Consider the following 21,411-nt stretch of genomic DNA (forward strand, 5'->3'; position numbering starts at 1 on the left):
CACAGGGGCAGGGAGGCAGGGGGGTGCTCAGAGCTCCACCAGTACCTTGCCCCGATGGGAACCCGTGCCCTGGTAGAGGCTCCGGTAGGCGTCCGGAATGCTCTCGAAGCCCTGGTGGACGCTGTGGCCGAAACGGACCTCGTCCCGCCGGACCCGGCCGCCGAGTTCGTCGTGGAGCGCGCGCCAGTTCTCCTCCGTGAACCACTCCAGCGAGAAGATCCCCCGCACACAGGTGCGCGGGAACATGATGTACGGCAGCAGCCGCGGTCCGGTCGCCTCCCGGCCGACCTGGGTGGCCCACTGCCAGCAGACGGCCACCTGGCTTCCCACGTTGAGCATGGAGAACACGGCGTCCGTGACGGCTCCTCCGAGGTTGTCGAAGTACTTGTCGACGCCGTCGGGCGCCACCCAGCCCAGGGCCTCCCGCACCGCCTCCCGGCCGTCCCCGTGGCGGTACACGACGACCGCGTCGAACCCCAGCTCGTCCAGGTAGTCCGCCTTCTCCGCCGACGACGTCGTGCCCACCACCCGGGCGCCCGCGAGCTTGGCGAGCTGCCCCACCAGTGAGCCGACCGTGCCGGAGGCGCCGCTGACCACGACGGTGTCCCCGGGGCGGACCGACATGAACTTCGTCAGGGTGCCCCAGGCCGTCATGCCGGGTCCGCCCATGACGCTCAGCGCGGTGGCGAGCGGGAGCGCGTCGTCGTACCACCGCGGGTCCAGGCGCCGGTAGGCGGGGAAGACCATCGGGAACGTCCCGGTCTGCCACGGGGTGGCCCTGCCGTCGCTGACGAGGTGGGTGCGCCAGCCGCCGAAGCCCTGCACCAGGTCGCCCGGGCGGTGGGCGGCCAGCGGGCCCGCGTCCAGCACCTCCATGATCGAGTCGGCCCCCATGTGCGCGCCGATCGGGGTGTCCAGGGCGATGCCCTGGAGGTAGGGGTCCACCGACACGTAACGCGTCTTCAGCAGCATCTCGTCCGGGGCGAGGTCGGTGGCGAGGTCCTCCTCGACCATCTCGTACACCCGGTCCACGTCGGGGACCCCCTCGATGTGCTCCCGCACGACCCATTTCCTGGTCCTCATCGGACTCCCTTCCTCTCGGCGAGGGGCGAACAGTGCTCCGTGCCGGACGGGGCGTCCGGACGGGGTCCCACGGGGATGACGCGATGGGTCGGGGGCGGCCCGCTCTCGTCGACGGACGCGGTGAACGGCAGCCCGTCGTCCCGGCAGACGAACTGCATGACGTGCCGGCCGGCCGCCGCCGCCCTGATCAGGCCGCCCGTCGTCGCCCAGACCCCCGACTGGTAGAAGTCGCGCAGCCCCGGCAGGCCGGGGCCGTGCTTCTTGATGAGCGTCTCCAGCGTCTCCCCGCTCTCCACGAACGGCTGCCAGCCGAGCACCGTGCCGTTGTAGTTGCCCGTGTAGCGGACCTGGGTGAGCGGGCTGGAGACGTCGCGGACGGCGATGGCGTCCGAGATGCCGGGGTGGTGCCGTTCCAGGAGGGCGATCAGGGTCTCGCGGGCCTGCCGTTTGGCGGCGTAGTAGCCGCGGCCGTGGCGGACCGGCAGGGTGTGGAGCCGCCGGCCGCCCCTGCTCCTGGTGGCCTGCTCCGGGCCCTCGTCCAGGGCCCGCCAGGGGGCGATGTCGCAGAAGTAGGTCACATAGGCGATGCTCGTCCCCCGGGGGGACAGCTCGGGATAGTGCCGGTTGCGGAACTGCACGTTGACGCTGGGGTGGCGGATGCCGGTGAGCCGGGCCGCCTCCGCCTCGTCGAGCAGGTAGGTCGTGCAGGGGTCGGCGTCGGGGAACTCGCGGCGCAGACCCAGGAAGAGGATGAAGTACCCGGGGAAGACCATGCCGGGCTCACTGATCGTGCGCGTGTAGAGCCGGCGGTAGGTGTCGTCGAGGTAGCGGCCGCCCAGCAGGTCCATCGTCGTGGTGCGGCCGTCGCAGGCGGAGACGACGATGTCGGCGCGCAGCTCCTGCCCGTCGCTGAGGCGCACTCCGGCCGCCCGGTCGTCCTCGACGAGCACCTCCTCGACCTTGGCGTTGTAGGTGACCTCGCCGCCGAGGCTCAGATAGCGGCGCTCGATGGACCGGGCGAGACCGAGCGATCCGCCCTCGGGGACGCCCGCGGAGAGGTTGGCGTGCGAGGCGAGCTGGAAGTGGAACGGCAGCACCGGGAAGGCGGGGTGCTTCTCGTAGAGGATGAAGTTGAACGCCTCGCGCAGCAGGGGGTCCCGGAACCTCGCGGAGAAGTCGGTCATCAGGACGGCGATGGATTTGCGCACGGCGTTGAAGTAGGGGACGAATCCGGCGAGCATGCGCCAGCGCTCGGGCGTCGACATCAGTCCGACCGGTTTGAGGAAGGGGTAGGCGGCGAGGCATTTGCGGAAGGCGCGCAGCTGCTTGCAGAAGCTGCGGACCAGGCCGGCGTCGGCGGGCGAGATGTCGGTCAGATGGGCCTGGAGCCGGTCGGGGTCCGAGTAGAAGTAGACGGAGCGTCCGCACCGTCCGCGCACCACGTTGAAGACGTCGAAGTGGCGGATCTCCTTGCCCTGCAGGGCGCCCAGCTCCAGCCAGATCTGGTGCATCTCGTTGCCGGGGCCGCTGCCGAGGAGCCAGCTGACGCAGGGGTCCAGGGTGAAGTCGCCGCGGTCCCAGGCGGTGCAGCAGCCGCCCGGCAGTTCGTGCATCTCCAGGATGTGGGTGCGGTACCCGTTCATCCGGGCGTAGCAGCCGGTGGACAGGCCGCCCAGCCCCGCGCCGATGATGATCATCGACTCTCGTCGGGAACGCGACACGGACGTGTTCTCCTCGGTGTTCATGTGCGGGTGTCCCCGCGCGCGGACCATCGGTCGAGCTGGGGCAGCCGGCCGAGCTTCCCCGGATGCCAGGGTTCGCCGCCCGGGCTCACGGTCGCCGTGAACTCGCGTCCCAGCTCGTCGCAGAGGTACTGGACGGCGAAGCGCCCGGTGGAGGCGGCGCGGATCAGGCCGCCCAGGCCGACCCACTGCCCGGCCATGGAGAAGCCGTCGAGGCCGGGCAGGCGCATGCGGTCCTTGCCGACGAGTTTGGCCGCGATGTCGTCGGCCTCGGAGAACGCCTTCCAGGCGAGGATGGAGCCGTCGTGGTTGCCGGTGTAGCGGCGGGTCGTCGCCGGGGTGGCGACGTCGACGAGTTCGACGCGTTCGCCGGTGCCGGGCATGCGGCGTTCCAGGAAGCCCCGGACGAACTCGGCGACCTGGCGCTTCTGTGCCCGGTAGGCCTTGCGGTCGGTGGCGCGCAGTTCCTTCCAGTGGGCGAAGTCGCTGAAGTAGGTGCAGTGGATCACCGATCTGCCGGGCGGGGCGAATCCGTCCGAGTACTGGGAGCGCAACTGGACCACCAGGCTGCTCTGGAGCGCTCCGGGCAGGCTCGCGGCGTCCTCGGGGGCGAGCAGGTAGGTGGTGCTGTGCGCCCGGTCGTGTCCCAGGTCGCCGCGGATCCCGACGAAGGCGGAGACCACGGCGGGGAAGAGGGCGCCCCGGCGGTGCAGCAGGTCGTTGTAGAGCTTGTCGACGCGGGGGCCGGTGTAGCGGCCCTGGAGGAGGCCGTGGACGGTGGTGTGGCCGTCGCAGGCGGAGACGACGTGGTCGGCGTAGTACCGCCTGCCGTTGCGCAGTTCGACGCCGACGGCGCGGCCGTTCTCGACCAGGATTCTCTCGGCTCGCGCCCGGTAGCTGATCTCGCCGCCCAGCGCGGTGTACCGTTCCTCGACCGACCGGGCCAGTCCCAGTGAACCCCCTTGGGGGAAGCCCGCGTTGCGGTGGTGGGCGCTGGCCATGTTGAAGAGGTACGGGAGCAGCGGGAAGCCCTCGGGGTCCTGGAAGAAGATGTTGCGGAACGCCCGGCGCAGCAGCGGGTCCTGGAAGCGGTCGGCGAACTCGTGCATCGGGGTGGCGGCGGTGCGCCAGAAGAGGCGGAAGGCGGGCAGGACGGTGCGCAGCGTCGCGGCTCGCTCGCGCACGGTCCGCAGCGCGGGGGCGGTGAGGAACGGGTAGAGCTCGATGGCGGTGAACCGTCGCAGGTCGCGGCAGAACGAGCGGATCAGCCGGGCGTCGGCGGGCGACAGCCCGAGGAGGTGCTTCTCCAGCCGGTCGGGGTCGTTGTAGAAGACGACCGCCCGGCCGTTCTCGTCGACGACCCGGTTGAACATCTCGAAGTTGGTGACGGTCTTGCCGTCGAGGGCGCCGAGTTCGCGCCAGATCTGGTGGGCCTCGTTGCCGGCGGCGGTGCCGATCAGCCATTCGATGCAGTAGTCGAAGATGTAGCCGTCGCGGGACCAGGCGGTACAGCAGCCGCCGGGCAGCACGTGTTTCTCGAAGATGCGCGAGCGCATGCCGTTCATCTGCGCGTAGCAGCCGGTGGAGAGGCCGGCGATGCCCGCGCCGATCACGATGACCCGCGGGGCGCCGTCCGCCGCGCGTCCGTCGGGCCCCCAGACGTCGTCCTTGTCACCGGCCATCGGCCTCGCCCTCCCCCAGGATGCCGCGCACCAGCTCGGCGTTGCGGGCGACGTGCTTGGGGTCGAGCATGTCGGCGTGGGCGCCGGAGCCGCGGAGCACGGTGGTGGCCGTGGTGGAGCTGCCGTGCCAGGTGCCGCGCGCGTCGGCGGCGTGGAGGGCGGTCTTGTCCTCGTCCGTGACGACTCCGACGGTGGCAAAGACCGTGCCGAGGTTGGGGTGGCGGCCGCAGAACGCCAGGTATTCCGCGGCGTGTTCGAGGGTCTCGCGGGCGACGATCTCCGATCCGGTGTGCTTGAGCAGGTGTTCGGCCAGTTCCGCCTCGAAGGCCTCGAAGTGCTCGGGGCCGGGTACGTAGGGTTCCTCGATGCGGTGCGAGTCGAGGACGATCACGTGGGTGACGTCGCGTCCGCGGGCTTCGAGTTCCCTGGCGACCTCGTAGGCGAGGTTCCCGCCGAGGGAGTAGCCGAGCAGCCGGCAGGCGCCGTCGGGCTGCATGGACTCGACGAGGTCGGCGTATCGGGTCGTCTTGTCCTCGCCGGGGACGTAGTTGAAGGCGATGAGCCGGTATTCGGGGAGTCCGGCGGCGAAGTTCCGGTAGACGAGGCCGTGGCCGCCGGCGGGCGGGAAGCAGAACAGGGTGGGTTCCCTATCGGTGTTGAAGTCCAGGCAGGGCAGGTCGTCGAAGACTCCGCCGGTGGCGAGCCGTTCCACGGTGGCGGCCATCCCGTGCAGGGTGGTGACCCGGTACAGCAGGCTGACGGGGATGCCGACGCCGAACTCCTGACGGAGGCGGTGGATCAGCTCGATGAGTTTGATGGAGCTGCCGCCGGCCTCGAAGAACTCGTGCGACAGGCCGACCCGTTCCAGCCCGAGCAGTTCCTTCCAGTGGCGGGCCATGCTCATCTCGAACGGGGTGTGGAGCGTCTCGTCCGGTTCCTCGGCCGTGTCGGGCCGCGGCTCCGGCAGGCCGGCGACGTCGACCTTGCCGTTGGGGGTCAGGGGCAGCTCCGGCAGGACCACGAAGTGCGCGGGGATCATGTGGACCGGCAGGTGCTCCGCGAGGTGCCGACGCAGCGCGCGGCGATCGATCTCCTCCCCGGGGGCCGGTACGCAGTACGCGCAGAGGGCGTCCTCGCCCCGGGCGTCGGGGCGCACGGTGACGACGGCGCGGGCCAGCGGGGGCCACTGGGCGAGGCGGGTCTCGATCTCGCCGATCTCGATGCGGTGGCCGCGGAGCTTGACCTGTCCGTCGACCCGTCCGAGGAGGTGGACGACGCCGTCGGTGTCCCAGCGGGCCGCGTCCCCGCTGCGGTAGAGGCGTACGGGGCGGTCGTCCGGTCCCCGGCCGAGGGTCCGGGTCACGAAGCGTTCCGCGGTCTGGCGGGGGTCGCCGGCGTAGCCGAGGGCGACGCCCTCGCCGCCGATCCACAGTTCTCCCGGCACGCCGGGCGGCACCGGTTCGCCGTGCCGGTCCAGGACGTGGAGGGTGCTGTTGCCCAGAGGGCGCCCGATGGGCACGGCGCGGCCCGGTTCGAGGTCGTCGGCGGGTCCTTCGAAGCAAGCGCTGTCGATGGTGGCCTCGGTGACGCCGTAGGAGTTGAGCACGCGGGTGTCCGGGCCGCACAGCGCGCGCAGCCGCCGGTACTCCCCCGCCTTCCAGACGTCTGAGCCGACGACCAGCAGGCGCATGAAGTCCAGCCGGTGGCCCTCGCGTTCGCAGTGGTCCATGAGTCCGCGCACGACGGCGGGGACGAACTCGGCGCAGTCAACGCGTTCCTCGCGCATGGTGCGGTGGAGGCGTTCGGTGTCGAAGAGCAGGTCCCGGTCGACCAGGACCAGGGTGCCGCCCGAGCACAGCGCCCGCACCAGGTCGCCGGTGAAGACGTCGAAGGCGGGGGCCGCCATCTGGAGGTGCACCCGCACGTCCCGGTCCAGCCGGTACTCGCGCAGCCAGGCCCGGTACGCGGAGGCGAGGTTGCGGTGGCTGACCTGCACGGCCTTGGGGACCCCGGTCGAGCCGGAGGTGTGGATGACATAGGCGGGCGCGTCGAGGTCGACCGGGTATCCGCCGGGTGCGGGCGGCTTCTGGTCATCGCTCCCGGGACCGGGCTCGCACAGTTCGCGCAGGGTCAGCGTCTCGCCGGGCAGGCCGGCCGTCCGGGCCCCCGCGGCGCCGTCCTCGACGACGACGATCCGGGCGCCGGCGGTCCGTACGGCGTGGGCGAGGCGGTCCGCGGGGTGGTCGGGCGGGATGGGGAGGTAGGCGGCGCCGGTCTTGAGGACGGCGAGCAGCGCGGTGACGAGGCCGGGGGACTTGTCGAGGCAGAGCGCCACGACCGAGCCGGTTCCCGCTCCCCTCTCCCGCAGCCGCGTCGCCAGCGCGTCGGAGCGGCGGTCCAGTTCCGCGTACGTCAGCCGGAGCGGCGGGCCGTGGCGTGCGGGGACGGTGACGGCGACGGCGTCGGGGGTGCGGGCCGCGGCCTCGCCGATCAGCTGGTGCACCGGGCGGACGGGGTCCGCTCCGGCGTCCGCCGTCTCCCGTGCGAGGCGGCCGTCGCCGCTCCATTCGCTGATCAGGAGCTCCCGCTGCCGGCCGTCCAGCATCTCCAGCCGGCTGACGGGGCGTTCGGCGGCGGCCCGGGTCATGCTGTCGAGGAGTGTCGTGTAGTGCGACGCCATCCGCCGCATGGTCTCCGCCTCGAACAGGTCGGTGTTGTACTTGAGCACGCAGTGGAAGCGGTGGTCGGCCTCGTCCTCGTAGACGGACAGGGTGACCTCGAACTGCCCTTCCTCCTCCGGGAGTTCGATGTACTCCAGTCGGTAGCCGTACTTCTCGGCGGCGACCTTGTGGGTGAGCAGGATGAACATGGCCTGGAACACGGCGGACCGGCTGGGGTCGTGCTGGAGGCCGAGCTGGTCGACCAGCAGCACGAAGGGGTACTCCTGGTTGTCCAGGCCGCCGAGCACGGTCGTGCGGACCTGTTGCAGCAGTTCGGCGACCGACGGTTCGCCGGACAGGTCGGCGTGCAGCGGGAGCGGGTTGACGAAGTAGCCGTAGACGGAGGCGAACTCCTGCTCGGTCCGGCCGGTGACCGGGCTGCCCACGATGACGTGGTCCTGTCCGGAGTAGCGCTGGAGCAGCACGCAGTAGGCGCTGAGCAGCACCATGAAGGGGGTCACGTCGTGCCGACGGGCCAGGGCGTGGACGCGGGCGGTGAGCGCCTGGTCCAGGACGAAGAACTCCGAGGCGCCGTTGTGGGTCTGGACGGCCGGCCGGGGCTTGTCGGTGGGCAGCTCCAGGACCGGGACCTCGTCGGGCAGGTGCGAGCGCCAGTAGTCGAGCATGCGGCGCGCCTCGGGGCCGGCCAGGAAGCGGTTCTGCGCGTTGAGGAAGTCCAGGTAGCGGGCGGTGACGGGGGGCAGCGCGGGGGGACGGCCCTGGCGCAGCCCCTCGTACACGGCGAGGAGTTCCTCGATGAAGGTGAACGTGGAGATGGCGTCGGAGATGATGTGGTGGACCGCCTTCATGATCACCCAGCGGTCGGGGCCGCGCTTGAAGAGGCGGAAGCGGAACAGCGGGTCGCGTTCGAGGTCGTAGGGCTTGCGATACTCGGCCACGATGGTGCGGTGGATGTCCTCCCATTCCTGGTCCTGCACGTCGAACAGGGCGACGTCCGGGTCACGGCCGGTCGAGATCTGCTGCATCGGGAGCCCGTCCACGGTGAGGAAGTTGGTCCTCAGCGCGGGGTGGCGGGCGACGAGATGCCGCACGGCCTCGAACATGAGCTCGGGGTCGAGGGCGACGCGGACCTCGACCGCGCCGCCGATGTTGTACGCGTAGCCCTCGGGGTTGAGCTGCCGCAGGAACCACAGGGCCTTCTGGTTCTGGGTCAGCGGGTGGCGGAACTCGTCCTCGAAGACCTCCACCGCCGCCCGGTCGCCGCCCCCGGCCTCCAGGGCCGCCGACTCGGCGAGACTGTCGTGGAGGGCGTTGATCAGTTCGCCGACCGAGGTGCCGCTGAGCAGGGCCACCACCGGCGGCGCGACGCCGAGCTCGGAGCCGAGCCGGGCGCGGAGCTCCATCGCCAGGAGCGAGTCCAGGCCCAGCGCGTTGAGACCGGTCTGCGGATCGATCTGGTCGGGGGCCGCCCGGAGCACGGTGGCGGCGACGGCGATGAACCGGCGGGCCACCAGGGCCAGGCGCTCGGCGGGGTCCGCGGTGCGGAAGGTGTCGAGGAGCCCGCCGCCCGCCCCCGGGTCTGCGGTGTCCGTGCGGCCGGTCGCGGCCAGTTCGGCGACCAGCGCGGGCGGTGAGGCGTACCAGGCGAGGAACACCGGCCAGTCGACGACGGTGGCGACGAGCAGCTGGGCCCGGTCCTGGCCGATGACGCGTTCGAGGACCGCCATGCCGACGTCCGGGGCAAGCGAGCTCATCCCCCGGCTGTGGAGGTAGTGGCCGACCAGTCCCAGTTCCTCGATCATGCCGGTGGCCCAGGGGCCCCAGTCCACGCTGAGACCCGGCAGGCCGAGCGCCCGCCGGTGGTGGGCCAGCGCGTCCAGGAAGGCGTTTCCGGCGGCGTAGTTGGTCTGGCCGGCCGTGGTGAGCAGGGAGGCGATCGACGCGAACAGGACGAAGTGGTCGAGGGGCTCGTCGCGCAGGTGGCGGTGCAGGAGGTACGCGCCGACGGCCTTGGGGTCGTGGGCGTCGGCGAACGTGCGGTGGTCCATGTCCGGGACGAGGGTGTCGCGGACCTGCCCGGCCAGGTGGAAGACCCCTCGCATCGGCAGCGGGTCGGTGCCGCGGTGGGCGTCCAGCCAGGCGGTGAACGCCGCTTCGTCCGTGAGGTCGACCGGCGCCAGGACGACGCGCGCGCCGAGGGCCTCCAGTTCCTTGACGAAGGCGGCGGCGCGGCCCTCGGCGGAGCCGGGGTCGAGTCCGCGCCAGGCGGTGCGGTCCGGCAGCGCGGTGCGTCCGATGAGGACGAGTCCGCGTGCGCCGCGCCGTACCAGGGTCCGGCAGAGCAGCCTGCCGAGCGCCCCGAAGGCGCCGGTGACCAGGTAGTTCGCATCGGCGCGCAGGCGCAGCGGGAGGGGGCGGGTCAGCCCTTCGGCGCGCCGTGCCCTGCTGGTGAGGCGGCGTGCGCCGCGCAGGGCGATCTCCTCCTCGTCGTCCGTGAGGAACTCGCGCAGCAGTGCCGCGGCCTCGGCGGCGGCGTCCCGCTCCCGCGGCGGGGCGGGGGCGAGGTCGATCAGCTTGCCGGGGTGGCTGAGCAGCTCCTGGTGTCTGAGCACCCGGCCGACGCCCCATGCGGGCGCCCCGAGCGGCTCGACGGTCTCGCCGGGCTCCACGTGCTGTGCGCCGCGGGTCACGATGTGCAGGCGTCCCGCGTCCCCCCGGCGCAGCAGCGTCCGGGCGAGCGCGATCAGCGCGTACGCGCCGGTGTCGCGGTGGCGTGCGAGGTCCTGCCGCGAGGCTTCGGCGAGGCGCGGGAGGTCGAGGTTCCACAGGTGCACGACGGCGCCGACGGCGGGCGCTCCGCCGCTCCGGCCGTCCGGCCCGCCCGCCGGCTCCTCGTCGAGGTCGACGAGGAGCCGTTCCAGGTCCGCGTCGGAGCCGGGGGCGACGGTGAACTCCGCGCCGTCGTCCGTCCTCCGGTATCCCTCTCCCGGGCGCACGAGGTGGCATCGTTCGCCGCGCGCGGCGAGCAGCGCGCCCAGGGCGTCGCCGACTCCCCCGTCGTCGGCGAAGACCAGCCAGCCCCCCGCCGCGGCGCGGCCGGCGCCGTCCCCGGCCTCGACGGCGTCCGTGTTCCCGTCCTCCTCGGCGAGGGGGAGGTCGGTCCAGACGGTCTCGGCGAGCCAGGAGTCGATCGTGCCGAGGCCGACGGCCGTGGACGCCTTCTCCACGTCGGCCGCGCGGAACCCCTCGATGCCGCCGAGCGGTTCGCCGCCGTCCGTGTACACGGCGATGTTCCCGACGAGTTCGTCCGCGTCCTCGCGGGTCACTGTGGCGTGGACCCAGACCGGCCGGTGTCCGACCGGGGCCAGGCAGACCTCGTCGATCGACAGCGGCAGCCGGATGCCGGCGGTCCGCCGGTCCGCGCCGTCGTCGAGGAGCCCGGTCGCGAGCAGCGCCTGGAAGCAGCCGTCGAGCAGCACGGGGTGGATGTGGTGCCGGGCGGCGTCGTCGCCGATCGCCGCGGGCGGGCGGAGCCGGGCGAGGACCTCGCCGTCGCCGATCGCGACCTCCGCGACGGCGCGGAAGGCGGGGCCGTAGTGGTAGCCGAGGGCCGCCAGTTCGGCGTAGCACCGCTCGCCGTCCAGCCGGCGCCGCATGCGGGCCCGAATGGTCTCGACGGCGACCGGGGGGCCGGGCGGGCGCGGCTGCCCGGAGCGTACGACTCCGCACGCGTGGACCGCGCGGTCGTTCTCGTCCCGCCCGGCCGAGGCGATCGTGAACGCCGCGTTCCGTTCCGACACGGTCAGGCGTACGGCCCGCTCCTCGCTCTCGGGCAGGAAGAGCGCCTTGCGGAGTTCGACGTCCGTGAGCACCGCGTGGGCGCCGCCGGTCAGGGAGCGGACGGCCTGGATGGCCATCTCCAGGTATCCGGCCGCCGGGAAGACGACGGTGGACTGGATGCGGTGGTCGTCGAGGTAGGGCAGGCGCTCGGTGTCGAGCGCGGTGTGCCAGGTCGGTTCGGGGTGGGTGGTGCGGCGGCCCAGCAGGGGGTGTTCGGCGCGGCCGAGGCGGACGTGTGCCACGGGGGCGGGCTCGGTCCAGTACCGGTCGCGCTTCCACGGGTAGCGGGGCAGGGTGACGGTGGCGCCGGCGGGGTGGAGGACGTCCCAGGCGATCGGGACGCCGAGGGTGTGGAGTTCCGCCAGGGAGGCGGCGAAACGCTCCTGTTCGGCCTCCTGGCGGCGGATCGAGGGGAGGGTGCGGACGGGGGTGCCCCGGCCGTCGAGGCATTCGCGGATGGAGTGGCCCAGCACCGGGTGCGGGCCGATCTCCAGGAACAGCCCGTAGCCGTCGTCGGCGAGCCGGTCCACGGCCGACCGGAAGCGGACCCGGTCGCGGACGTTCTTCCACCAGTAGGCGGCGTCGAGTTCGGTGCCGTGCGCCGTGCCCTCCTGGCCCGTCAGGTAGAGCGGGACGGTCGCCGGGCGCGGGTCGAGTCCGGCGAGCGAGGCCAGCAGCTCCTCCTTGACGGCCTCCATCCCGGCGCTGTGGTAGGGCACCTCCACCGTCAGGAACTTGGCGAAGACCTGCTCGGCGCGCAGCCCGGCCGCGAGTTCCGCGAGCGCGTCCCGGTCCCCGGCCAGGGTGACGGCCGAGGGGCTGTTGACCGCGGCCACGGAGACCCGGTCCCCGTATCCGGCCACCCTGCTCTGCGCGTCCTGCTCGGGCAGGCTCACGGCGAGCATGGTGCCGGTCCCGGCCAGCAGTTGCTGGAGCCGGCTGCGGTGGATCACGATCCTCACCGCGTCGTCCAGGGTGTAGACGCCCGCCTCGTAGAAGGCGGCGATCTCGCCGGTGCTGTGACCGACCACCGCGTCGGGCCGCACGCCGTACCGGCGCCACATCGCCGCGAGCCCCACCTGGACGGCGAAGTTGGCGGGTTGGGCGAGCCAGGTCTCGGCCATGCGCGAATCGGCCTCGTCGGCCGTCATCTCCTCGATCAGGGACCAGCCGGCGAGTTCGCGGATCGCCCGGTCGCAGCGGGTGACGGCGTCGCGGAACACCTCGTCGCCCTCGAGCAGCTGGCGGCCCATGCCCCACCACTGCGGGCCCATTCCGGTGAAGACCCAGACCAGGCCGCGTTGTCCGGTGTCGAGCCGTCTGCCCTGGACCACCCGGGGGTGGGCGTCGCCGTCGAGGAAGGCCGCGAGCCCCTCGTCCAGTTCGGCCCGCGAGGAGTAGACGACGCCGAGCCGGGCGTCGAGGTGCTGGCGGCGGCGGGCGAGGGTGTGGGCGAGGTCGGGCAGCGGCGCCGCCGGTCCGTGCTCGCCGGCCAGTTCGCCGCGGATGCCCCGCGCCACCTCCGGCAGGTTGTCGGGGGTCCTGGCGCTCAGCGGGAGGATGTTCCAGGACCGCGTCCGGCCGGGGGCGCGGGGCGCTTCGCGCTCGGGGGCCTCCTCCAGCACGACGTGCGCGTTGGTGCCGCCGAAGCCGAACGAGTTCACACCGGCCCGGGCGGGGCCCTCGTGCGCGGGCCAGTCGGTGGGCTCGACCGGGATCCGGTACGGGGCGGACTCGGCGTCGATGGCCGGGTTGATCCGTTCCAGGTTGATGTGGGGCGGGATCCGGCGGTGCTTGAGGCAGAGCACGGTCTTGATCAGTCCGGCGACGCCCGCCGCGGATTCGGCGTGCCCGATGTTGGTCTTCACCGACCCCACGTAGCAGGGGTCGTCCGGTCTGCGGCCCTCGGAGAGCGCACGGCTCAGCGCGTTCGCCTCGATCGGGTCGCCGACCGGGGTCGAGGTGCCGTGGGCCTCGACGTACTGCAGGGATCCAGGGGTGATCCCGGCCTCGGCGCAGACCCGCCGGATGAGCGTGACCTGAGCGTCGGCGCTGGGCACGGTGATGCCGTTGGTGCGGCCGTCCTGGTTGACGCCCGTGCCGAGGATCACGGCGTGGACCGGGTCGCCGTCGCGCAGGGCGTCGTCGAGGCGTTTGAGGGCGACCATGCCCACGCCCTCCGCGCGCACATAGCCGTCGGCCGCGGCGTCGAACGTGCGCGACCGGCCGTCGGCCGACAGGAAGCCGCCCTTGGTCTCGGCGATGGTGTACTGGGGCGCCATGTGCAGCAGTACGCCGCCGGCCAGCGCGAGGTCGGTCTCCCGGCTGTGCAGGCTCCGGCAGGCGAGGTGGACCGCGACCAGGGAGGAGCTGCACGCGGTGTCGATGGACAGGCTCGGGCCCCGGAAGTCGAAGCAGTACGAGAGACGGTTCGAGACCATCGTCATCATGGTGCCGGTGGCGGTGTGCGCGGCCAGGGAGCCGAAGCCCAGGTCGGAGAACTGGAGGATCTTGTAGTCGAGCGTGAACGCGCCCACGTACACGGCGGTGTTGCTGCCGGCCAGTTCCGCCGGCCGCTGTCCGCCGTCCTCCAGGGCCTCCCACGCCACCTCCAGCAGCTTGCGCTGCTGCGGGTCCATGTGGTCGGCCTCGCGCGGGCTGATGCCGAAGAAGCCGGGGTCGAACTCGTCGAAGCCGTCGATGTATCCGCCCCGGCCGCCGATCAGCCGTCCCGGCTTGTCCTTGTGCCTGCTGCCCAGCGTCGTGACGTCGTAGCGGTCGGCCGGCGTCGGTGTGATGCAGTCCTTGCCCTCCATGAGGTTCTGCCAGTACGCGCGGTGGTCGGACGCACCGCCGGGCAGTCGGCAGCCCATGCCGATGACCGCTACTTTGTCGCTCACGGAGGCACTGTTCGCGTCGGGCAAGGTCGTACTCCTCAAGTCGTGGCGCCGCGGCACGGCAGGATCGCGGGAGGTGGTGCGGGTGTCCGGGGAAGCGGTACCGGTCAGACGGCGCCGGGCCCGGCCCGCTTCGCGCGGCGCCAGGGGTGGAGAAGGGTGATGGCGATCTCGCCGGTCGGCGGGAACGACGCGGGGTCGCTCAGTCCGACCGCGAGCGGTTCCCGGCCGGGCCTCCAGGTGTAGCTGTCGAAGAGGTGGTCCCAGATCGACAGGTCCGAACCGTAGTGGCCCGCCTCGGACAGGTCGGTGCTGTGGTGCAGGCGGTGTTGTTCGGGGCTGGCGAGCAGGTGGTTGAACGGGCCGATGCGCACGTCGATGTTGGCGTGGACGAAATATCCCTGGGCGGCCACGAACAGTCCGACGACGAGCACGGATTCCCGGGAGAAGCCGATCAGCGCCAGTGCCAGCTGGACGAATCCCTGGGCGATCACGATGTCCAGGACGTGGTTGACGCCGTTGTTCGCGACGTTGACCTTGTCCGGCACATGATGAACCCCGTGGAATCGCCACAATATCGGGTTGGTGTGGCCGAGCCGGTGCACGAGGTAACTCGCCAGCGAACCGGTCAGGAGAGCCGCGGGGATTTCCGCCCAGAGGCCGAGGACCGGCTCCTCGGGAGTCAGCAGCGAGACGGTCGCGGTGACCAGATACTGGGCCAGTCCGCTGGCCGCCATCGTGAGCAGGAAGTACACCCCGTACCATCGCCATTCGCGGGCGCTGGGGTGCCAGGAACGCTGATAGGGAATCAGACGTTCGAGCGCGGTGAGATAGGCGACGGTGCCGATCAGGAAGAACGGACTCACCCGGTCCGGTCTCCAGCCGAACCGCAGCGCCGCCGCGCCCACCGAGACCGCGGCCAGCAGCAGGACCGGGTACGCCGACACCCTGAGCAGAGCACGCGCCCGGTGTGTGGGGGAACCTTTCCGCGCCCGCGGACCGGCGGCGGGCTCCGGAACGCCACCGGGCAGTGGTTCGCAGTTTTCCATCCGCAGCACCTTCATGAAAGACAGCACAGAAAATGCGCAGACCGCGAGAGTGGACTGACGACTTCCTGCGGGCGCGCGAGACCGGCGCACCGGACGCCGGCGTTCACGCATGAGCAAGGGACCATCGGGGACCGATACGGATCACTTCGCCGACTCCGCGTCCCGGGGCGGGGAAAGCCAAGCAAACCCGTTCTCTTTCTTTTCCCCTCCCGACGCCCCCAACCGTCGTATTCCGGCCCCGTCCTGACGGGCAGCCGGGCTCATGAGAATCCATCACCCGTACGCTTTTCAATGAACCGGGCGGACCAGCCGGGCGGAATACGAATAATTCACCCCACCCCCAAGTGGGTGAATAATCATATGGATGACAGAGTGGCTTTCATATTTTCCATCACGGAATAAGGGGCGCGCCGAAAGGAGCAGGTGCGCGACGGGAAGGCGATGGAATTGCGTGCGGGAGGGGAAAAGCCGTGCGCCCACCGGGCTCTGGGGCCTCGGGGACGGCGACGGCGACACGGTCCGCCCTCGCCCTGACGGGGTGCCGGCCCCGTTGGATTCTCGGCGTCCGGCACGTCGGCGCCCGGCGGCGGCCCGCGCGTCGCGCCGTACGCGACCGCCATCCGGGTTGGCTCATAACCGCTGGCTGCCGGAGGCCGGCCGTACCGGGCCCGCCGCTCGGGGCCCGGTACGGGAGACGGACCGGGCCGGGCGAAGGGCCGGAGGCGAGGAGACGGAGTCCCGCCGCCTCACCGGGAGGCGGGCCGCCGCGCGCTCAGGGCGGCGGCCACGGCCTCCAGCACCTCGACGGGGCGCAGCAGGTCGGGGTAGTCGATCGGCGGCCTGCCCGTGCGGACCATCTCCAGGAACGCCTCCAGGCCCGGGACGCAGTAGTGCGCGTCCAGGGTGAGGGTCTGCTCGACCAGGGCGTCCTGGGTGAACGTCATTCCGTGGAACGGGATCTGCCGGGTGGCGGTGGGTTTGACGAGGTTCACGACGACGCGGGCGCCGCCCGCGGTGAAGGAGGCGGTGACGGTGGTGTCGGTGGCGTCCGTGCGCACGCCTGAGATCTCGCCGGGGGCAAGCCGGAGCGCGAGGTCCACCGGGTGGATTCCGTAGAAGAAGATCCCGCCGTGGTCGCCCTCGGGGTCGGCGGGCCCGGACACGACGACCAGGTGCGGCGGCCCGCCGCGTGCGGTGCGGGCCGCCAGCGCCTCCGCGTCGGGGATCCAGCGGAGGGCGGAGGACGAGGTGAGCGGCGCGTCATGGGCCAGCGCGGCGTCGGTCATGGCCCGGGCGTCCTCGACGGTGCGGGCCAGCGGCTTGTCGACGAAGACCGGGAGTCCCTCGGTCAGGAAGGGGATCGCCTGGGCGCGGTGGCGGGCGCCGTCCCGGTCCGCGACGATGACGGCGTCCACCCGGCCGAGCAGGTCCGCGGGGTCGTCGACGATCCTGATCGCTCCGTCGGCGGCGGCGAGTTCCTCGTTGCGCCGGCTGCGTCCGCCGCTGAGGGCCACGACCCGTGCGTCGCCGCCCGCCCGGCGGACGTTGAGGTGACCGACGATGTGGTCGACGTGGCTGTTGTCGGTGCCGACGATCCCTATGCGCATCGGGAGAGGCTATCCGACGGCCGTCGCGGGCGCGCCGCCCCCGTCAGGCCGACGGGGCTCCCTCGCGCACCCAGCCGAGCAGATCGTCCGTCAGCGGTTCGCCTTGCGTCTCGACGGGCTCGCCGATCGCGCCGAGGTCGAGCCGGTACACGCCGGTCCGGTCCCGGCCGTGGTGGCGCATGAACAGCCCGCCTCCGCCGCTGTCGTCCCCGATCAGCGTCCAGTGGGGCGCGTATCGGGCGACGTCGAAGGTCTCGTTGCGTTCCGCGATGAGGTGCGGCCCGTACACCAGGACGCCGTTGTCGAGCAGGGCGCCCGGCGTCGACCGCCACAGGCGGGCGACCGACGGGTTGGGCCCGTCGCCCAGGCCCCGTCGCAACGCGTCCTGGACGGCCAGGAATCCGGCGAAGGACTCGGCCACCGGGTACTCCTCGCCGTCCGTTCCGTCGCGGCGCACCACCGGGTGTTCGCCGTCCCCCGCCCTGCCGTCCCGGTCGAGGGCGAAGAAGTAGCCGTCCCCGCAGTCGGGTTCGACGGCGAAGCAGAGCCGGGCGCCGTCCCGTCGCCAGTCGGCGGTGACCGACTCGTACACCTCGTCGGCGAACTCGGCCGGCACGACGGTCGCGATCTGCGCGCGCCCGGCCCGGCCGTGGCCGTACCGCGCCAGCCACCACCGGTACGACGGCGGCAACGGGCCCACACGCGCCTCGGCTTCGCGGATCGCCGCCTCCGGCGGGGCGGCGGCCGGCCCGTGGCCGAGGTCCGGCGAGCCGTCGATCAGGTCTCGGAGCTGTGCCAGGTCAGGGATCACGACGGGGAGTCTGCCAGGGATCGGCGCGTGGACGGCGGGCGCGGGCGGGAGCGGGGCCCCGGCGGGAAGTCGGGCGTCCTTCCCCGCACCTCGCGCGCGTCATCGCGCCCGGTCGGCCGGTGACGCGGCGCCGGTCGTGTACGCGGCCAGCGCGTCCGCGTCGCACGGCAGCCCGTAACCGGACACGAGCAGCGCGAAGTTGCCGAAGGATCTGCCGCCCAGCCGCCAGGTGCCGGGCGAGTCGGCGAGCACGCGGAGCAGCCGCCGCTGCCGGTCGTCGAGGGCGGCGAACGGGGTCCGGTCGGGCAGGCGGCCGCCGGGGAACGCCAGTCGCAGTGCGGCCTCGGCCACGGGCAGCGCCTCGGTCCCGGAGACGTCCGGCAGCGATGCCAGCAGAGCGGTGAAGGTCGCGTCCGCGCCGGCGCCGTCGAACTGGCAGAGCGACAGCGCCGCGTACCCCCTGACGTCGCCGTCGAGGAACGGGACCTCGGCGCCTCGTTCCCCGTGGCCCGTCAGCCGGGCGCGGAGCTCCTCGGCGGCCCGGTGGTGGCCCCCGGCGGGACCGTGCAGCCGGGCCAGCGCCGTGGCGGCGCCCCAGCGCACCAGTTCCCCGGGGCCGTCCAGCGCGGCCTCCAGCGCGGGCGTCACACGCTCCGCTCCGGGTGTGGCGAGCAGGCCGACGGCGGCCAGGGCCGTGGCGGCGACGACCGGATCGGGGTCCTCGGCCAGGGATATCAGGGCGGGCACGCCGGCCGGGGCCTCCTCCGGGAACCAGGCCAGGGCGTGGGCGGCCGTCGAGCGGAGCCCGGGGTCCTCGGCGTCGAGCAGGGCGCGGACGAGCGGCAGCCCGGCACGCACGGCGTCGTAGGCGGCGAGCGCGAACCAGGCGTGCACCCGGTTCTGGTCCTGGTCGTCGAGCTCCCCCAGGTACGCGTACAGCGAGTCCTCGTCGTCGTACGCGTCCTCGTCGTCCTCGTCCTCGGGCGCGTCGCCCTCGGCTCCGGGCCCGTTCCGCTCCGCGGCCATCCGGGACATGACGTCCGCCATGAGCTCCGGCCCGCCCTCGGCGGCCTCCCGGTGGGCGGCGATCGCGTACCCGGCGGGGAGGTGCGCCTCGTCGTAGCCGATCGCCAGGCCGGTGAGCAGTCCGAGGACCGCGGACCGCTCCGGGGTCGAGGGATCGGCGAGCAGCTCCAGGAGGAACGGCACGGCGGCGGCGCTGGCCTGGTAGCGGGTGCCCTGATGGAAGATGTTCGCGTACAGCTCGCCCAGGGCGCGCTCCCGGACGGCGCGGTCGGCCGAGCGGAGCGCGCGGATCTGGTCGGGCACGTCGGCGGCGGAGCCGTAGGCGTGGGACAGGTCCACCCAGTCGATGGTGTCGAGTTTCGCAAGCACGTCGTCAGCGTCGCACAGGGGTGTGACAACGGGGCGTCCCTCGCCGGTTCGGCTCCCGTCCCGGCCGTTCGACGATGCGCGGTCCGGCGGGAATTGACGGAGCGTCAGCCAGGAGCGGCCCTCGCGTGCCCGGCCCACGAGGAGGCGCGACGCCGGGCGGCGGCACGTGATTCTGGTATGGACATGACCAGCCGCCCCTGGCTAGTCTCGAACTTGGTCTAGACCTAAGTCGCGTCGTCGAGCCGGCGGCGCCCGGCCGGAGGCCGGACCGTACGACGCCGGTTCGAAGGCACGACCCGTCGCGGAGGGGCGCCGCCTCCTCCGCCCGTCCCGCAGCGCCCCCACACCTCCCCCAGGAGCGAAGCATGCGCAGAAGGATCACCTCGTTACTGCTCGGGCTCGGCATCGCCGGCATCTCCCTCCTCGCCACCTCCGGCACCGCCCAGAGCCACGGGTACACCGACTCCCCCATCAGCCGTCAGCAGCTCTGCGGCAACGGCACCGTGCGCAACTGCGGCCAGATCCAGTGGGAGCCGCCGAGCGTCGAGGGGCCGAAGGGCTTCCCCGCCCGGGGTCCGGTCGACGGCACGATCTGCGCCGGCGGCATCGGACGCTTCTCCGAGCTCGACGACCCGCGCGGCGGCAACTGGCCGGCGACGAAGGTCACCGGCGGGCAGGACTACACCTTCCGGTGGCAGATCGAGGCCCGGCACGCCACGACCGACTTCCGCTACTACATCACCAAGGACGGCTACGACCCGACCAAGCCGCTCACCCGGGCCGACCTGGAGCCGCAGCCGTTCCTGACCGTGCCGTTCGGCGGCCGTCTGCCGGGCTCCACGGTGAGCCACTCCGGAGTGCTGCCGCAGAAGACGGGCAAGCACCTCATCCTCGGCGTCTGGACGATCGCCGACACCGGCAACGCCTTCTACGCCTGCTCGGACGTGACCTTCTGAGTCCGTCCCGCACTCCGCGGGGGCGCCGGTCCGGGCCGAGCCGCGCCCGGACCGGCGCCCCCGCGGTCCGCGCCCCACGGGCGGCGGCCCCGCCGCCGGCCGACGCGCCGCCGCCCCGCCCGGAATGTTCCTGGCGGGGCGGCGGCGGCCTCGGCGTTCGCGGCCCGCGCGGTCAGACGTGGGTGTCCTCCGGAATGCTGACCAGCCAGCGGGTCTCGGGCCGGGGTCGCAGGTACAGCGCCCAGTAGAGCGTGGCGACCGCGGTGATGCCGCCGGTCCACAGCAGGTACTCGACCTCCTGCTGGGTCAGGATGTACGCGAGCACGACGATGAGCAGCACAGGGACGGCCGGCCACAGCGGCATGCGCCAGGCCGGGACCTCGCGGTGCGTGCCGCGTCGGCAGAGCAGCGCGGCCACAGCGACCAGCAGGTACATCCCGGTGACCGAGACGCCGGTGACGCCGTACAGGGTGTCGAGGTTGACGAAGCAGAGCGCCGCGCCGGGGACGCCGACGAGGAGGGTGGCGACCCACGGGGAGCCGAACCGGCCCAGCCGGGACAGCGCGTCGTTGACCGGGCCGGGCCACGCCTTGTCACGGGCGGAGGCGAACAGCACCCGCGAGTTCTGGATGACCATGACGATGCCCGCGTTGATGATGGCGAGGGCGACGCAGAGGCTGACGAAGGTGCCGACGGCCGAGTTGGACCAGGCGGCGACCATGGTGTTGAGATCGCCCGAGGTGAGCGCCGCCAGGTCCGGGGCGCCGAGTGTGATGGCGACGACGGGCACCAGGATGACCGCCGAGGAGATGGCCAGGGTGGCGAGCACCGTGCGGGCCACGTTGCGGCGCGGGTCCTCCAGCTCCTCCGAGAGGTAGACGGCCGTGGAGAAGCCCTGGGTGATGAAGAGCGCGATCGCGAGCCCCGAGACCACCATCATCGTGGTGACGGTGGAGACCGTGCCGTCCGGCGCGGCGACCTGGCCGTGCACCAGGGCGGAGGCCCCGCGCTCGGAGTGGGCGAAGCCGAGGACGGCGACGACGGCCGCCGCGACCACTTCGAGGACCAGGAAGATCCCCGTGATCCAGGCGTTGGCCCGCAGGTCCAGCAGCCCGGCGAGGGTGGCGAGCAGCATGACGCCCGCGCCCGCGAGAGGAGCCGGGATGTGCACGACGGGGGCGAGGTAGTCGGCCGTCCCCATGGCGATGACCGGCGGCACGATCATCACGACCAGCAGCGACAGCACGAAGACGAGCCATCCGGCCAGTCGGCCCGCCATGGTCGACACCATCGCGTACTCGCCGCCGGCGCTCGGGATGAGGGTGCCCAGCTCCGAGTAGCAGAAGGCGACCGCGATGCAGAGCAGCGAGCCGACGGCGATGGTGAGCGCGGTGTACGTGCCGAGGGTGGAGAACAGGTCCGGCACGACCACGAAGAGGGTCGAGGCGGGCGTCACGCACGACAGCGTGAGCAGTGTCCCGCCCACGACGCCGATGGAACGCTTGAGCTTCTGCGGGGTGGGGCCGGTCGCCGGCGCGAGCGCCTGGGGAGCGCTGAGCGTTTCGGTCATCGTGCGTTTCCGATCAACAGGTGTGATGTACGAGCACGGGAGCGGTATCGCCTCCAGACGAGGACGTGGCGTGTGTTCTCTTCACTCCCGGCGCGAAC

The 21,411-nt window shown here is 72.4% G+C and carries 10 protein-coding genes; 1 reads left to right on the forward strand and 9 read right to left on the reverse strand.

Going from position 1 to position 21,411, the window contains the following annotated elements; all coding sequences use genetic code 11:
* Window positions 1–27: 27 nt before the first annotated feature.
* The 8 genes from WA762_RS14820 to WA762_RS14855 all read right to left on the reverse strand — a co-directional run bounded on the left by WA762_RS14820 (window position 28) and on the right by WA762_RS14855 (window position 18,787).
* Window positions 28–1,083, reverse strand: a complete 1,056-nt coding sequence (locus tag WA762_RS14820) for an MDR family NADP-dependent oxidoreductase (RefSeq protein WP_335936123.1) — start codon at window positions 1,081–1,083, stop codon at window positions 28–30.
* A complete protein-coding gene (locus WA762_RS14825) occupies window positions 1,080–2,828 on the reverse strand; it encodes a phytoene desaturase family protein (protein WP_335936124.1) in 1,749 nt (582 codons plus the stop codon). Before WA762_RS14825 ends, WA762_RS14820 begins: the two co-directional genes overlap by 4 nt.
* Complete coding sequence (locus WA762_RS14830; protein ID WP_335936125.1) at window positions 2,825–4,507, reverse strand: phytoene desaturase family protein; 1,683 nt, start codon at window positions 4,505–4,507, stop codon at window positions 2,825–2,827. Before WA762_RS14830 ends, WA762_RS14825 begins: the two co-directional genes overlap by 4 nt.
* Window positions 4,497–13,952, reverse strand: a complete 9,456-nt coding sequence (locus WA762_RS14835) for a non-ribosomal peptide synthetase/type I polyketide synthase (RefSeq protein WP_335936126.1) — start codon at window positions 13,950–13,952, stop codon at window positions 4,497–4,499. The genes WA762_RS14830 and WA762_RS14835 overlap by 11 nt, the downstream gene beginning before the upstream one ends.
* Window positions 13,953–14,032: 80 nt before the next feature.
* Window positions 14,033–14,974 (reverse strand): sterol desaturase family protein, encoded by a 942-nt coding sequence (locus WA762_RS14840; protein WP_335936127.1) that lies wholly within the window; start codon window positions 14,972–14,974, stop codon window positions 14,033–14,035.
* A gap of 746 nt (window positions 14,975–15,720) precedes the next feature.
* The gene (locus WA762_RS14845) at window positions 15,721–16,581 is read right to left on the reverse strand and encodes a Gfo/Idh/MocA family protein (protein WP_335936128.1); all 861 of its coding nucleotides are present in this window, start codon (window positions 16,579–16,581) and stop codon (window positions 15,721–15,723) included.
* Window positions 16,582–16,624: 43 nt separating this feature from the next.
* Complete coding sequence (locus tag WA762_RS14850; protein WP_335936129.1) at window positions 16,625–17,392, reverse strand: SMI1/KNR4 family protein; 768 nt, start codon at window positions 17,390–17,392, stop codon at window positions 16,625–16,627.
* 99 nt (window positions 17,393–17,491) lie between these two features.
* Window positions 17,492–18,787, reverse strand: coding sequence for a HEAT repeat domain-containing protein (locus WA762_RS14855; protein WP_335936130.1), 1,296 nt, complete (start codon window positions 18,785–18,787; stop codon window positions 17,492–17,494).
* A gap of 365 nt (window positions 18,788–19,152) precedes the next feature.
* Between WA762_RS14855 and WA762_RS14860 the strand changes: the two genes are divergently transcribed.
* Window positions 19,153–19,743: a lytic polysaccharide monooxygenase auxiliary activity family 9 protein gene (locus tag WA762_RS14860; protein WP_335936131.1), complete on the forward strand. Its 591-nt coding sequence runs from the start codon at window positions 19,153–19,155 to the stop codon at window positions 19,741–19,743.
* Window positions 19,744–19,915: 172 nt separating this feature from the next.
* On the opposite strand, the gene WA762_RS14865 is transcribed toward WA762_RS14860, so the two are convergent.
* A complete protein-coding gene (locus tag WA762_RS14865) occupies window positions 19,916–21,313 on the reverse strand; it encodes an APC family permease (protein ID WP_335936132.1) in 1,398 nt (465 codons plus the stop codon).
* Window positions 21,314–21,411: the final 98 nt, after the last annotated feature.

Source organism: Streptomyces tyrfis (genome assembly GCF_037034285.1).
Taxonomy (GTDB): domain Bacteria; phylum Actinomycetota; class Actinomycetes; order Streptomycetales; family Streptomycetaceae; genus Streptomyces.

Bases quoted from the DNA above. Each gene is read 5' to 3' on its own strand.
- WA762_RS14830 (WP_335936125.1), bottom strand. From the start codon at position 4,507: ATGGCCGGTGACAAGGACGACGTCTGGGGGCCCGACGGACGCGCGGCG.
- WA762_RS14820 (WP_335936123.1), bottom strand. From the start codon at position 1,083: ATGAGGACCAGGAAATGGGTCGTGCGGGAGCACATCGAGGGGGTCCCC.
- WA762_RS14865 (WP_335936132.1), bottom strand. From the start codon at position 21,313: ATGACCGAAACGCTCAGCGCTCCCCAGGCGCTCGCGCCGGCGACCGGC.
- WA762_RS14845 (WP_335936128.1), bottom strand. From the start codon at position 16,581: ATGCGCATAGGGATCGTCGGCACCGACAACAGCCACGTCGACCACATC.
- WA762_RS14840 (WP_335936127.1), bottom strand. From the start codon at position 14,974: ATGGAAAACTGCGAACCACTGCCCGGTGGCGTTCCGGAGCCCGCCGCC.
- WA762_RS14825 (WP_335936124.1), bottom strand. From the start codon at position 2,828: ATGAACACCGAGGAGAACACGTCCGTGTCGCGTTCCCGACGAGAGTCG.
- WA762_RS14860 (WP_335936131.1), top strand. From the start codon at position 19,153: ATGCGCAGAAGGATCACCTCGTTACTGCTCGGGCTCGGCATCGCCGGC.